This window comes from Gordonia otitidis NBRC 100426 (assembly GCF_000248075.1).
Classification (GTDB): domain Bacteria; phylum Actinomycetota; class Actinomycetes; order Mycobacteriales; family Mycobacteriaceae; genus Gordonia; species Gordonia otitidis.
In genome coordinates, this window is the sequence record NZ_BAFB01000238.1 from 1 (window position 1) to 13,684 (window position 13,684).

Annotated in this window: 10 protein-coding genes and 1 pseudogene; 7 read left to right on the forward strand and 4 right to left on the reverse strand. The window is 64.0% G+C overall.

All coding sequences use genetic code 11. From position 1 onward, the window contains the following. From GOOTI_RS22400 to GOOTI_RS22430, 7 genes and pseudogenes are all read left to right on the forward strand, one after another. Positions 1-1,139 (forward strand): annotated as a pseudogene (locus GOOTI_RS22400) (cytochrome P450); the annotation flags it as partial. A 79-nt stretch (positions 1,140-1,218) separates the two neighbouring features. Next, entirely contained in the window at positions 1,219-2,655 is a 1,437-nt protein-coding gene (locus tag GOOTI_RS22405) for an aldehyde dehydrogenase (RefSeq protein WP_007240884.1), read from the forward strand. Positions 2,656-2,794: 139 nt separating this feature from the next. Beyond that, positions 2,795-5,296, forward strand: a complete 2,502-nt coding sequence (locus GOOTI_RS22410; RefSeq protein ID WP_007240885.1) for an ATP-binding protein — start codon at positions 2,795-2,797, stop codon at positions 5,294-5,296. A gap of 183 nt (positions 5,297-5,479) precedes the next feature. Further along, complete coding sequence (locus GOOTI_RS22415) at positions 5,480-5,680, forward strand: ferredoxin (RefSeq protein WP_007240886.1); 201 nt, start codon at positions 5,480-5,482, stop codon at positions 5,678-5,680. After that, a complete protein-coding gene (locus GOOTI_RS22420; RefSeq protein ID WP_007240887.1) occupies positions 5,677-6,864 on the forward strand; it encodes an NAD(P)/FAD-dependent oxidoreductase in 1,188 nt (395 codons plus the stop codon). The genes GOOTI_RS22415 and GOOTI_RS22420 overlap by 4 nt, the downstream gene beginning before the upstream one ends. Positions 6,865-6,880: 16 nt before the next feature. Beyond that, positions 6,881-8,065: a cytochrome P450 gene (locus GOOTI_RS22425; RefSeq protein ID WP_007240888.1), complete on the forward strand. Its 1,185-nt coding sequence runs from the start codon at positions 6,881-6,883 to the stop codon at positions 8,063-8,065. A 59-nt stretch (positions 8,066-8,124) separates the two neighbouring features. Beyond that, entirely contained in the window at positions 8,125-9,240 is a 1,116-nt protein-coding gene (locus tag GOOTI_RS22430) for an NAD(P)-dependent alcohol dehydrogenase (RefSeq protein WP_007240889.1), read from the forward strand. Here the strand turns inward: GOOTI_RS22430 and GOOTI_RS22435 are convergent. The 4 genes from GOOTI_RS22435 to GOOTI_RS22450 are packed head-to-tail and all read right to left on the reverse strand — an operon-like array spanning position 9,218 to position 13,674. Continuing rightward, complete coding sequence (locus GOOTI_RS22435) at positions 9,218-10,150, reverse strand: 2-hydroxyacid dehydrogenase (protein ID WP_051998045.1); 933 nt, start codon at positions 10,148-10,150, stop codon at positions 9,218-9,220. The two genes, GOOTI_RS22430 and GOOTI_RS22435, sit on opposite strands and share 23 nt — an antisense overlap. Beyond that, positions 10,147-11,418, reverse strand: a complete 1,272-nt coding sequence (locus GOOTI_RS22440) for a M20 family metallo-hydrolase (protein WP_007240891.1) — start codon at positions 11,416-11,418, stop codon at positions 10,147-10,149. The genes GOOTI_RS22435 and GOOTI_RS22440 overlap by 4 nt, the downstream gene beginning before the upstream one ends. Positions 11,419-11,462: 44 nt before the next feature. After that, the gene (locus GOOTI_RS22445; RefSeq protein WP_007240892.1) at positions 11,463-12,242 is read right to left on the reverse strand and encodes a class II aldolase/adducin family protein; all 780 of its coding nucleotides are present in this window, start codon (positions 12,240-12,242) and stop codon (positions 11,463-11,465) included. 46 nt (positions 12,243-12,288) lie between these two features. After that, positions 12,289-13,674, reverse strand: a complete 1,386-nt coding sequence (locus GOOTI_RS22450; protein WP_007240893.1) for an MFS transporter — start codon at positions 13,672-13,674, stop codon at positions 12,289-12,291. Positions 13,675-13,684: the final 10 nt, after the last annotated feature.

The following is a 13,684-nucleotide window of genomic DNA, read 5'->3' on the forward strand; positions in this document are numbered from 1 at the left end:
CGAATTCCATACGGCGCTACGCGACGCCGGACCCGTTGGTCCATCTCACCCGCTACGACGTCTACGCGATGGGACGGTACGAAGAGGTCCATGCTGCTCTCACCGACTGGCAGTCCTTCCAGTCCGGCGCTGGCGTCGGCCTGAGCAACTTCCGGTTCGAAAAGCCCTGGCGCCCGCCGAGTCTGCTGCTGGAGAGCGATCCTCCAGTCCACGACGCACCTCGGTCGGTGTTGTCGTCGATCCTGAGCCCCCGTGCGCTGCGCCGACTGCGTGAGCACTGGTTCGCCGACGCCGAGGATTTCGTCGACTCGCTGCCCGACGGCGAACTCGACGCGATCACCGACATCGCACAGAAGTTCCCGCTGCGCGTCTTTCCCGACGCGGTCGGCGTCGGCCTCGACGGCCGCGAGAATCTGCTGCCCTACGGGGACCATCTGTTCAACGCGTTCGGGCCGTCGAACGAACTCGTACAGAAGGGACTTCCACGTATCGGCGAGATCTCGGCGTGGGTGAACGAGCAGTGTGCACGCGAGTCGCTGTCGGCGACCGTGTACGACGGCGAGCCCACCTTCGGTGGACAGATCTGGGCCGCAGCCGACCGCGGTGACATCACCGCCGAGCAGGCCCCGACCATCGTGCGCTCGCTGTTGTCGGCGGGCGTGGACACCACCGTGCTCGGTATCGGAGCGGTGCTCGCGAGCTTCGCCACGCATCCCGATCAGTGGGAAATGCTGCGCCGCAACCCATCTCTGGCCCGAATCGCATTCGACGAGGCTGTGCGTCTCGAGTCGCCGGTGCAGACGTTCTTCCGTACCGCGACGCATCCGGTCATGGTCGGCGACCATCTGGTGCCGGACGGTAAGAAGATCCTGATGTTCCTCGGATCGGCGAACCGGGACCCGCGTCGGTGGCGTGCCCCCGACTCCTTCGACCTCTCCCGTGATCCCTCGGGCCATGTCGGCTTCGGGATGGGCATTCACCAGTGCGTCGGACAGCACGTCGCGCGGCTTGAAGCCGAGGCGGTTCTCACCGCACTCGTGCGCAGATTCCGACGACTCGACGTCGTCGGGGTCCCCCGTCGACACCACAACAACACGCTGCGTGCGTGGGAACACTTTCCCATCGCGCTCGTGTCCTGACATCTGCGGTCCACATCCAGCCCACAACCCGCATCCAGTCCACAACCCGCATCCAGTCCACAACAGAGAGAAGAACGACATGATCACCTACGACAAGCTCTTCATCGGCGGATGGACCACACCCGCGTCGAACGAGCGCATCGACGTCATCTCGGCGAGCTCCGAGGAGCCCATCGGCTCGGTACCCGCGGCCACAGAAGCCGACGTGGATGCCGCGGTCGCCGCCGCGCGCAGGGCATTCGACGATCCGCAGGGGTGGGCGAACTGGGAGCCTGCTCGTCGCGCGGATGCACTCGATCAGCTCGCCGACAAGCTCGAGGCCAAGGGGGAGGAGATGGCTCGCCGGGTGTCGGCGCAGAACGGTATGCCGATCACCATTTCGTCGCAGCTCGAAGCGGGATTCCCGTTGATCTTGTTGAGGTACTACGCGAATCTGTTGCGTGGCTTCGAGTTCGAGGTCGAGCAGGACCATCTCATGGGCGGCAAGACCTACGTGCGCCGCGAGCCGGTCGGCGTTGTCGGTGCGATCGCTCCGTGGAACTACCCTCAGGCACTTGCCGCGTTCAAACACGCCCCCGCCTTGGCGGCGGGCTGTGCGATCGTTCTCAAGCCGTCTCCGGAGACGGTCCTCGACGCCTTCTTGTTCGCCGAAGCCGTGGCGGAGACTGACATTCCCGAGGGGGTGGTCAACATCGTCCCCGGTGGACGGGAGATCGGCGCCTACCTGGTTGCCCACCCCGACATCGACAAGGTGGCGTTCACCGGCTCGACGGCAGCGGGTAGGCAGATCGCCACCACCTGCGGGCAGATGCTGCGCCCGGTCACGCTCGAACTCGGCGGGAAGTCGGCGGCCATCGTGCTCGACGACGCGAACCTCGACCTGTCGGTGATGGGGGAGCGGCTCTTCGAGAGCCTGTTGGTCAACAATGGTCAGACATGCTATCTGGGGACCCGAATCCTGGCCCCCGACAACAGGTATGACGAGGTGGTCGACACGCTCGCCGCGTTCATGTCCAGCTTGCCCGTGGGTGACGCGCTCGACGCGTCGACGATGATCGGTCCGATGGCCAGCCGCACACATCGCGACCGTGTCGAGGGATTCATCGACAAGGGCAAGGGCGACGGCGCTCGTGTGGTGGTCGGCGGGGGCAGAAGCGACCGCGACCGTGGATGGTTCGTCGAGCCGACCTTGTTCGCCGACGTCGACAACAAGTCGACGATCGCCCAGGAGGAGATCTTCGGGCCGGTGTTGTCGGTGATCCGCTACTCCGACGTCGACAACGCGATCGCGATCGCCAACGACTCGGACTACGGCCTCGGCGGCAGTGTGTGGACGTCGGATCCCGATCGTGGTCGCGATGTCGCACGTCGCGTGCGGACCGGCACGATCGGGATCAATCGCTACCTTCCCGATCCCGGTGCACCGTTCGGCGGCGTCAAGGACAGCGGTATCGGGCGCGAACTCGGGCCGCAGTCGCTGGACTCCTACCTCGTCTACAAGTCGATCTACGCCTGATCACTCGGCGGTCGTCGACACCACCGCTGTCGACGACCGCCGTTGTTGTGTCGAGGGTTCCGGGTGCGTCCAACCCAAACCTCGGCACGGGTTCTCCTACATAGGTCGACGATCTTCACAGTGCAACGAAGGGCTGTGCATGACAACAGGGGTGACTCCGGCGTCGTCGGTCGCCGGCGCAGCGGGTATCGACCTGCCCAACGGTGTGCGGCGGGGCGAGATCCGCTCGACCAGCTTCGTGGGTCGTCGGCGACAGATGTCGGAGATCCGCGCGGCGCTCGGGGCATCGAGACTGGTGTCGCTGACAGGTCCGGGCGGCGTCGGAAAGACCCGTCTCGCAGTTGAGATGGCGCGCGAGGTCGGCAGGCTCTACCGCGACGGCGTCGCGTTGGTGGAGCTGGATTCGATCTCCGACGACGCTGAGGTTCCGGCGGCGATCGTCCACGCCCTCGGAATCAGCGACCAATCTGCGCGAGATCCGGTACAGAAGGTCATCGACCATCTCTACGCTCGCGAGATGCTGCTGGTGCTCGACAACTGCGAGCACGTGCTCGAGGGCAGCACGGCGATCACCGACGCGATCCTGCGGTCGTCGAGCCGCGTGCACATCATGGCAACGTCGCGGATCTCGTTGGGAATCACCGAGGAACGCCTGTGTTGCGTCCCGCATCTGACGATCCCACCGGACGACGAACACCACAGCGCCGCTTCGGTCGCACAGTACGAGTCGGTGCGATTGCTCACCGAGCGGGCTGCCGCCGCAGCGCCGGAGTTCAGGCTCGACGACGCCACGGCCGCCGACGCGGCGCAACTGTGCATCCGGCTGGAAGGGTCACCGCTGGCGATCGAACTCGCCGTCGCACGCTTACGCACCCTGACGTTGTCGGAGCTCGTAGCGCGTTTGTCCGATCGTTTCGCGTTGTTGTCCAAGGGAAGTCGTTGCGCCGCGCCGCGTCAGCAGACCCTGCGCGCGATGATCGACTGGAGTTACGCGCTGTGCACCCCCTCGCAGCGTCGACTCTGGGCCCGCCTGTCTGTGTTCGCGGGTGGATTCGATCTCACCGCGGCCGAAGGGGTGTGCGCCGGCGTCGTATCTGACGAGGCGAAGTCCGACGACGCGGTGCCGAGTGAGTCGGGCATGGTGGATCTGCTCGGCGAACTGATCGATCAGTCGTTGCTGTACGTGGACACGACCGGCCCCACCAGACGATTTCGGATGCTCGAGACCATCAGGGAGTATGGCGCGGAGCGCTTGGCTCTGCTCGGCGAGGCGCAGGAAATCGCACGACGCCACTGCCGGTACTACCTGGAGCTCACCGAGGCGATCGCCGAGACCTGGTGTGGCCCGGATCAGCAGGTGGCGGTCGAGAGCCTGCGCGACGAGCGGAGCAACGTGCGCGCGGCGATGGACTGGTGCACTGCACGTCATGACTACGAGACGGCGCTGAAAATCTTCAGCGCCCTGCGATTTCGGTGGTACGCCGACGGCCACATCGCGGAAGGGCGACGTCGGGCAGACCAACTGCTCGACAACGCGGCATCCGATCACGTGGCACCGCACATCCGTGCCAACGCACTCTGGGTCGCCACCTGGGTCTGTCTGCTCCAGGGGGAGCAGCGTGCTGCCGACCGTCGACTCGGTGAATGTGCGCGTCTGGCATTCGAACTCGACGATCCGCTGATCGACGGCTACGTGCACAAGCTGCGGGGCCTGACAGCGCTCTTCACCGGAGAACTGGATCTCGCCATCGACAACTACCGTGTCGCCACCACGGCATTGCGCGGCTGTGGTGAGTGGGCCGGCTACCTGTCGGCCTCGTTCCAGTACGCGTTGGCGTTGGCACTGGTGGGGCGTAGCGAGGAGTGTCGGGCCGTCACGGCCGATGCGTTGGCCGTGTGCGCCGAACACGACGAGCGGTGGGACCGGTCCTACATCCAATGGGTCCGTGCGCTGGATCATTGGTTGTGCGGTGACCTCGAGAGTGCGCAGACGCTCGGGCGGGAGGCCGTGGCGCTTCATGTGATCTTCAATCACTCCGTCGGTACCGCGCTGATGACCGAACTGCTCGCGTGGATCGCACAGTCGGCAGGTGACCCCGATCGTTCGGCTGAACTCCTGGGCGCAGCGGGAGCGCTGTGGGACCGGTCGGGGACATCGATAGCAGCGTTCGGTCCCGACCTGTCAGAACGTCACGCCCGCTGCGAGATCGGGGTTCGAACAGAGCTGTCGCCCAGCAGGTTGCGAGATCACCTCCGGATGTTCGCCGATCGCTCACACGCGGAACTGGTGGAGCGTGTACTGGGTGACACGCGTGTGCTGGGTGAGGACGGTCAGACGTCGGTCTCCGTACCGCTTGGCGGGTGCTGTCCGTTGTGCGGTGACGAGTGCGCCGAAGACGCGCACGACTCCCCGCCGGCACAGTCGGTCGCAGGACAGGCACTCGACAATCCACTGACCAGCAGGCAGACCGAGATCGCCGCAATGGTTGCACGCGGTATGAGCAACAAGCAGATCGCCGAGCGGCTCGTGGTCTCGGTGCGCACCGTCGAGAGCCACGTCGAACGAGCCCTTGTGCGACTGGGTTTTCACACCAGAACCGAACTCGCCTCCTGGTACATCGCCGCGCATACGAGCGCGTGAGATAGCGCATCGGCAGCGATCTTAAGCGCTGTGGAGTCGTCCTCGGCGGTAGCCCACTTGCGGCACCTCCACTGCCGTAGGCACTGCAGTAGTCCTACGGACGCCCCGAATCCCGTATGTGACCACCATTGCATCAGTACTTCCCCAGTGGGGTACATCACGTCCACGAGCGGAGGAGGAACGATGCGCGTCGAATTCGACGAACCGCGTTGCGATGGATTCGGCTTCTGCGAGGAAGTCGCTCCCGAGGTCTTCGAGACCGACGACGAGGGAATGCTCACCATTCTGATGGATGAGATACCTGACGAGCTCGCCGACAAGGTGGAAGCGGCCACCCGCGCATGCCCGGTGGCGGCTCTCAAGCTCGCGAAGACACAGCGATGAGCGCACGCGGTGTCGTGATCGTCGGCGGCGGTCTCGCGGGCATGACGACTGCCAGTGAATTGGCCGACCTCGGATATCCGCACCCCATCACGGTTCTCGGGGACGAGAGGCACCAGGCATATGCGCGCCCACCGCTGTCGAAAGGAGTGCTGAAAGGGACGGATGCCGACAACTCGGTGCTGCTGCCCGATTCTCCCAGCGACCAGATCAAGGTTCGGGTGTCGAGTGCCGTGATCGGGCTCGACGTGGCAGCGCGCCAGGTGGCCTTGGCCGACGGCCGGGTGATCGGGTACGACAACCTCGTCATCGCCAGTGGCGGACGCCCACGACGACTCGGCGACGGGACCGGACAGCACGTCGTGCGCACGATCGACGACACCCTCCGGCTACGGGACGCGCTTCGTGATGCCGCTGACGTCGTGGTGATCGGTGGTGGTTTCCTCGGCATGGAGGTCGCTTCTGCCGCTCTCTCGTTCGGGGCACGCGTGCGTGTCATCGACGTCAGGACTCCGCTCGTGCCGGTCCTGGGTGAGACGCTGGGCCGCTTGACTCTGGCCGCCGCGCACGAGCACGGGGTGAAGGTCGAGGTCTGCCCCGCCGGGGTCGTCGTCGAATGCGAGGAGTCGGGGCAGGTTCGTCGTGTCACGTCGCGTGATGGACGTGCCTTCCCGGCAGACGTTGTGGTCACGGCGATCGGCGACATGCCGAACACCGAATGGTTGCGCGGAAGCGGCGTTGCTCTCGACGCACAGGGGTGGGTCGTCGTCGACGACTACGCCAGGGCGCACGGTGACGGCTTCGCGCCCGGTGAGATCCTCGCCGCCGGCGATGTCGCCCTGCTCCCGCAGTCTGGTGAGTATCGGCGAATGCCGCACTGGGAGAACGCCATCGGCCAGGCGAAGGCGGTCGCTCGAACGCTCGTCGACGGTCCCAGGGAAACGTACACACCTGACCCCTACTTCTGGACGGAAGCGTTCGGCATCGCCTACAAGATCGCAGGACCGATTCCACCAGAGGGCGAACCAGAGGTCATCAAGGGTGATCTCGACGACCGTTGTGCACTCGTTCGGTGGGCAGGCGCGGCCGGAACGACGGTCGCAGCAGTCAATCACCGCATCCCCGTCGCCAAACTGCGGAGGCAGGCACGCCGACCCCAGAACGTCCCAACAGTTCAATTTCAATGAGGAAGGAACCGTCACAATGACAACAGCCCCGATCTCGGTCGACAGTGACATCGATCTGTTCACCGATGAGGCACTGGACAATCCGTTTCCGTTGTACAAGACCTTGCGCGATCTCGGTCCCGCGACGCGTCTGACCGCCCATGACATCTGGTTCCTCTCCCGCTACGACGTCGTGCGCGAGGCGCTCGGCGATTGGGAGACCTTCTCGTCGGCGGCAGGCCCCGGCCTGAACCCTGTCATCAACGAGGCGTGGGCACACGCGATCATCGCGGTAGACCCGCCCGTCCACACGAAGCTGCGCAAGCTGTTCACCGATCGCCTCGGACCACGCCAGCTCCGTCCGCTGGCCGAGACCATCGATCAGCGCGCGGACGAACTCGCCGAACGACTCGTCGAGATGGGCGAATTCGACGGTGTCACAGACCTTGCCGAGGATCTGCCGGTGAATGTGATCATGGATCTCGTCGGCTGGCCTGCCGACGAACGGGCCAAACTCCTCGACTTCGCAGCGGGCAGCTTCGACTGCTGCGGGCCGCAGAACGAACGCATGGCCAATGCGATGCCCAAGCTGGCAGGCTCGGTCGAGTACGTCACCGAGATGTTCGACTCCAGACGACTCGCTCCCGGGACATTCGGCGCGACGATCGCCGACGCCGCCTACGAGGGCGAGATCTCCAAAGACGATGCGCTCGGCCTGCTGCTTGCCTACGTGGTCGCCGCCTTCGACACCACCATCAACGCGATGTCGACTGGAACATGGCTGTTCGCACAGCATCCCGAGCAGTGGCAGAAGCTGCGCGACGATCCCTCGAAGGTTCCGGCCGCGTTCAACGAGATCATCCGACTCGAGAGTCCCATCCAGTACTTCTCCCGGACCACGACCCGCGACGTCGACCTCGGTGAAGGCGTCGTGATCCCGAAGGACGCCCGCGTGCTGCACAGCTACGGGTCAGCCAATCGCGACGAGCGCCACTATGAGAACCCGGACGTCTTCGACGTCGATCGGAATCCCATGGACCACCTGGGATTCGGCCTCGGGAATCACGGTTGCGCCGGGCAGAACCTGGCCCGACTCGAGGCCCTCGCCGTGTTCAAGGCGCTCGTTCCGCGTGTGCGTGGGTTCGAGTTGACCGGCGAACCGGTACGGGCGCTCAACAATGTCACACGGGGATTCGCCTCCGTTCCGGTGCGTATCTCCTGACGTCACTCACCCACACATCCCTTCATCGTCACCCTCCGAGAAAGAAAAGAACCAAAGCCATGACCGAAACACGTGCGGCCGTCATCGAATCCACCGGGGCGCCGTTCACCATCGACACGATCACCCTCGACGAACCTCGCGCAGACGAGGTGGTGGTCCGCATCGTCGCCGCCGGCCTGTGCCACACCGACCTGGTAGTACAGGGCGGTGCCATCCCGTTCAAGTTTCCGGGTGTCCTCGGCCATGAGGGGGCCGGCGTCGTCGAACGCGTCGGCGCCGGCGTGACCAAGGTGAAGCCGGGAGACAAGGTTCTGCTCAGTTTCACCAGTTGCGGCCGATGCGTGAAGTGTCGCGCGGGGCATCCCGCGTACTGCCTCGAGTTCGTGCCGCGCAACCTCATCTGCGGCACGCGGCCCGACGGCAGCGCACCGCTGCATCGCGGTGACGAGGAGATCGGCGGCAGCTTCTTCGGTCAGTCGTCGTTCGCTGAGATGGCGCTCGTGACCGAGCGCAGCATCGTCAAGGTCGCCGACGACCTGTCTGACGACGACCTGTCGATCATCGCGCCGTTGGGCTGCGGCGTGCAGACCGGTATCGGTGCCATCTGGAACATCCTGAAGCCAGAACCCGGCTCGACCATCGCCGTGTTCGGGAACGGTGCTGTTGGCTTGTCGGCGATCTACGCGGCCTCGCAGACTCCCGACGCCACGATCGTCGCGATCGATCTGGTCGCCGAGCGACTGGAGACGGCGAAGGAATTCGGCGCAACCCACACCATCGACGCGTCGACTCAGGATGTCGCAGAAGAACTCGGCAAGCTCACCGGAGGTCTCGGTCTGGATTACGCGGTGGAGACCACCGGGGTGCCCGCAGTCCTCAAGACCGCGGTGCTCGCTCTCGGAGTCGACGGTACCTGCGGTGTCATCGGCGCACCATCGGTCGCGGGCGCGGAGGTGTCGCTCGGCGTCCAGGACATGCTGGTGGGCAAGAAGGTCATCGGCATCACCGAGGGGGACAGCGAACCCGAGACCCTCCTGCCGGTCCTCGTCGACCTGTACCGCAGCGGATCATTCCCGCTGCGGTCGATCGTTGCGCACTACAAGCTCGACGAGATCAACGCCGCCACCGACGACATGCACCACGGCAAGACCATCAAACCGGTGATCCGGCTCTGATCGACGCCGCGAGAACATCGGCGAATCGTTGCACCGGTCGATGAATACTCCTGTCCGACAACCAGGCCGCGTGCGGTGTGAGCAACACGTTCGGCGCTGAGAGGAGCGGATGGTCTGCCGGTGGCGGTTCGGTCGAGAGAACATCGAGCGCCGCTGACGCGAGGTCGCCGTCGCGCAAAGCCCTTGCGACGGCGACCTCGTCGATCAGTTCGCCGCGCGCGACATTCACCAGATGTGCACGCGCGGGCATGCGTGACAGGGCATCGCGATCGAGTCGTCCCCGCGTGGCTGATATCAGTGGGACGTGAAGGGAGAGAACGTTGCTGGAGCACAGAAGTTCCTCCCAGGAGACCTGGCGCACACTGTGGTCGTCGATCGGGCGTCGCGTGTGGACGAGGACCTTCATTTTTAGTGCGATTGCGCGATGTGCCAGCGCTTGTGCGATTGGGCCGAATCCCCACAAACCCAGTGTGGTGTCCGCAAGAAGCGACGGTGGTCGAGTCGGCAATGCCCATTGTCCTCGTCGTATTTCGCGGTCGAGTATCGGAAGGTGTCGGACTGATGCGAGGACCAGTGCGAGAGCATGGTCAGCTACTTCTGCAGTGCAGTACGCAGGTGTGTTGCTGGTGATCACACCGCGAGCAGCTGCCGCAACCTCGTCGAGGTGATCTGTGCCCACTGAGGTGGCGTGGAGGATCTGGAGATCGGGTAGAGCGTCGAGTGTGGAGGGTCCGACTGTCCCCGATTCGGGGCTGATTGCCAACGCGTGGATTCCCTCACCACGGGGTACGGTCCGCGCTATACTCCACGACCACCCCCGCGGAGGAGTGAGATGATCCGTCGTCAGGATCTGTTTGCCGTCCACGATCACCGCGTGACGGATGCGCTGATCGTGCCGATCGCGTGTCACCGCCGATCCGAGAGACGACCCGCCATCATGCGGTACACGACCTCGGTGAGCATGGCGACTCCCGCCGTCGAGTCCTCGTCGCGCGTGTACTCACCCTCGTTATGGGATATGCCGTCGACACTGGGAACGAACAGCATGACCGTGGGTACGACATCTTTCACATTCGTGGAATCGTGACCTGCCACGGTGTACATGGTCCGGTGGGAAAGTCCTAGGTCGTCGGCGACGGCGCGACTGAGTGCGACGCCTTCGGGCTGATACGAGTCGACGTTCCAGGCGTGGGTTCGCTCGATACGGATGTCGACCTGCGCCAGGTCCTCGACTTCGGCGATACGCGTGGTCAGATCGTGCTCAGCCTTCTCCAGTACCTCGTCGTCGGGTGACCGCAGATCTAGATGCAGCACGGCTTCACGTGTAATGACAACTGGCGAGTTCGGTTCGGCGACGATCTGGCTGACGGAGGTGTGCAGAGGAGCTTCGGCGTAGGTGTCGGCAAGTTCACGACCGAATACGATGAGGTGGGCGGCACCAAGTAGAGCGTCACGTCGGTCGGCCATCACGGTGGCGCCGGTGTGTGACTGATCTCCGATGACGGTGATTCGGAACTTGCGCGCCGCCCATGTGGCGGCAACGAGACCGATTGTCGTGTGTGTGTTCTCGAGTATGCGACCCTGTTCGATGTGGATCTCGGCATACGAGCTGAGCTTCGGTGGCTCGAAATCTCCGACGGTACCCATCGACGTCAGCGACGTCTGCACGCTCACACCCGCTGAGTCGACGGTGGACAGTGCCTCTGCCGCAGCGAGTTTGCCGGTGAAGACCGAACTCCCCATCATGCTGGGGGTGAAGCGACTGCCCTCTTCGTTGAACCAGTTCACCACAGCGATGTTGAACGTGGGTCGCTCACCGGACTGCCGCCAGCGGGCGATCGCGCGAGTGGCTGCGTGTGCCGATGCCAGAACACCGTAGGCGCCGTCGAACCTACCGCCGAGGGGTTGACTATCGAGGTGCGATCCGGTGAGTACATAGGGTGCATCGGCATCGAAAGTGTACAGGCCGAACTGATTTCCGATCAGGTCATATCTCACGTCGAACCCGTGATCGGTAAGCCAAGTGTGCAACCAGGCACGTTGTTCCCCGTCTGCGGTCGTCCCTGCCTGCCGATCGACGCCGCCTCGTGGCGTCGCGCCGAACGTTGACAGGGTTGCGAAATCGACGAGGAAATCGGTGTCGAGTGTCGACTCGATCGTGGGCATGATGTCGGTCATTGCATCTCCGGGATTTTTTCGAGGGGGTTGGGCGTAGCGGGACGTCAGTCGCGGTAGTCAGGAGCAATGCGATCGGCCATGCGTAGCAACGCATCCCACGCGAGATCCCAACTGTCGCTGTTGTCGAGGTCGTTGCCGGAGGTGTCCGAGCTTTCGTGATTGATCTGCCTCGCGGTGTGCTCGCAGACATCTGCCGGCGGAACAAGGAGTTGTGCACCGGTAGCCTGCGCGGCCACTTGGATCTCGCACGCGCGATCGAGGTAGAACATCCGCATGAAGGCTCGACCGGCGGTCTCCCCGGTGGTGAGGAGTCCGTGGTTTCGTAGTATCAGGGCGTTGTGCTCGCCGAGGTCGGTTACCAGTCGAGACTTCTCGTCCTGGTCGAGGGCGATGCCTTCATAGTCGTGGTAGCCGATGCGCTCGTAGAACTCCATCGACATCTGATTGAGCGGCAGTAAGCCATCGGCCTGAGCGGCGACCGCGCATCCGCTACGAGTGTGCGTATGGAGTACACAGTGTGCATCCCGGCGTGCTTCGTGGATCGCGCTGTGGATGACGAACCCTGCCGGATTGACCCGATAGTGCGACGGCGCAACCAGATTGCCCTGCAGATCGACTTCCACCAGGCTAGATGCGGTGATCTCGGAGAACATCAGCCCGTACGGATTGATGAGGAATCTAGGTTCGTCTCCCGGGAGGCGCGAGGAGATATGAGTGAAGATCAAGTCGGTCATCTTGAAGTGATCGACGAGGCGGTATACCGCGGCGAGTTCCTCCCGCAGTTGTTGCTCGGTGGTGGTGACGGGAACGGATACAACGGACATCGTGAACTCCTCTCGGGACTGTGCTGCTCGGGACGGCGGGGTGTGATCAGATCCGCAAACCCTCCTCGGCCACGTGGAGTCGACGCGAAACGAGAGCTCCGAGAGCCGTGAGCAGAGAGATGACTATCAGCATCACTGCTGCGGGCCACAGAGTGTCGCCGGTGATCGTGAGGACCGATGCGGCGATCAGGGGGACGAGGCCGCCGAAGACTCCAGAGAGGTTGGAGCAGATGGCTACGCCGCTGTATCGGATCTTGGTGGGGAACAGGCTCGTAACGATAGCCCCCTGCACCGCGTATGCGTAGGAGAGCGTCGCCACTGCAACAGTCATGGCGATCACCACGGCCACCGGGTTGGCGGTTCCGATCACGAGGAAGACCGGGAATGCGACGAGCGCAGTGACGATGCCCGAACACATCACGACCCTGGTCGCGCCGAACTTGACGCCCCAACGGCCCCCTGTCCAGATCACGAGCAGTTCGACACAGGCCGCTATCAGCGTCGCGAACAGGAGAAGACTCGCCGGAAGATCCAGAACACGCTTGCCGTAGCTGATCACGAAGGTAGTGACGAGGTAGAAGCCCGCGACACCGAGCAGACCGACGGCGGTTCCTGCGAGCAGTTGGCGCCAGCTGTTCGAGAAGACCTGCAGAACAGGGGCTTTCGCTACCTCTCCCTCCTCCTGAAGTTCCAGAAATGCGGGCGACTCTTCGAGCCTCGAGCGAAGCATGACGCACGCGATGAGTAGAGGGAGCGCGAGAAGGAAGGGAATGCGCCAGCCCCACGCGTCGAAGTTGCTCTCTGACATCAGTCCCGCAGTGATGAAGAATGCACCCGACGAGAGAATCGTGCCGACCGGTGAACCGAGCTGCGGGACGGACGCCCATTTCGCCCGTTCTTCAGTCGGCGAGTTCTCGGCGGCGATAGTAACCGCACCGCTCCACTCACCGCCGATGGCGAGACCCTGGACGACGCGGAGGGTGACCAGCAGGATCGGTGCTACCACGCCGATGGCGTAGTAGTTCGGCAGCAACCCGATCAAGACCGTCGAGACTCCGATTCCCACGATCGTGGTGAGAAGTACCGATCGTCTGCCGATTCGATCGCCGAGCCACCCGAAGAGCAACCCGCCGAACGGCCGGGCGGCGAATCCGACCGCGAGGGTCGCGAACGACGCAAGCGTGGCCGCCGCTGCGCTTCCGGAGACGAAGAACTGTGCGTTGAAGACCAGCGCCGCGGCGGTGGTGAAAAGGAAGAAGTCGTACCACTCCATTGCGGTACCCACGAATGCGGCGAGCGCGACCTTCTTGGTGGTCTCCAGAGACGAGACCGGTATATCGGAAGTCACGGCCCCTGCGGGGGGAGGGTCGATCGGTGCGGTGTCGACCTTGTCGGCATCGCTTGCTTGCGGCTGTGATGTCGAGAGTGTCATGTGCTGTCCT

Excerpts from the sequence above, each read along its gene's own strand:
- GOOTI_RS22405 (WP_007240884.1), top strand. The coding sequence starts at position 1,219 with ATGATCACCTACGACAAGCTCTTCATCGGCGGATGGACCACACCCGCG.
- GOOTI_RS22410 (WP_007240885.1), top strand. The coding sequence starts at position 2,795 with ATGACAACAGGGGTGACTCCGGCGTCGTCGGTCGCCGGCGCAGCGGGT.
- GOOTI_RS22415 (WP_007240886.1), top strand. The coding sequence starts at position 5,480 with ATGCGCGTCGAATTCGACGAACCGCGTTGCGATGGATTCGGCTTCTGC.
- GOOTI_RS22420 (WP_007240887.1), top strand. The coding sequence starts at position 5,677 with ATGAGCGCACGCGGTGTCGTGATCGTCGGCGGCGGTCTCGCGGGCATG.
- GOOTI_RS22425 (WP_007240888.1), top strand. The coding sequence starts at position 6,881 with ATGACAACAGCCCCGATCTCGGTCGACAGTGACATCGATCTGTTCACC.
- GOOTI_RS22430 (WP_007240889.1), top strand. The coding sequence starts at position 8,125 with ATGACCGAAACACGTGCGGCCGTCATCGAATCCACCGGGGCGCCGTTC.
- GOOTI_RS22440 (WP_007240891.1), bottom strand. The coding sequence starts at position 11,418 with ATGACCGACATCATGCCCACGATCGAGTCGACACTCGACACCGATTTC.
- GOOTI_RS22445 (WP_007240892.1), bottom strand. The coding sequence starts at position 12,242 with ATGTCCGTTGTATCCGTTCCCGTCACCACCACCGAGCAACAACTGCGG.
- GOOTI_RS22450 (WP_007240893.1), bottom strand. The coding sequence starts at position 13,674 with ATGACACTCTCGACATCACAGCCGCAAGCAAGCGATGCCGACAAGGTC.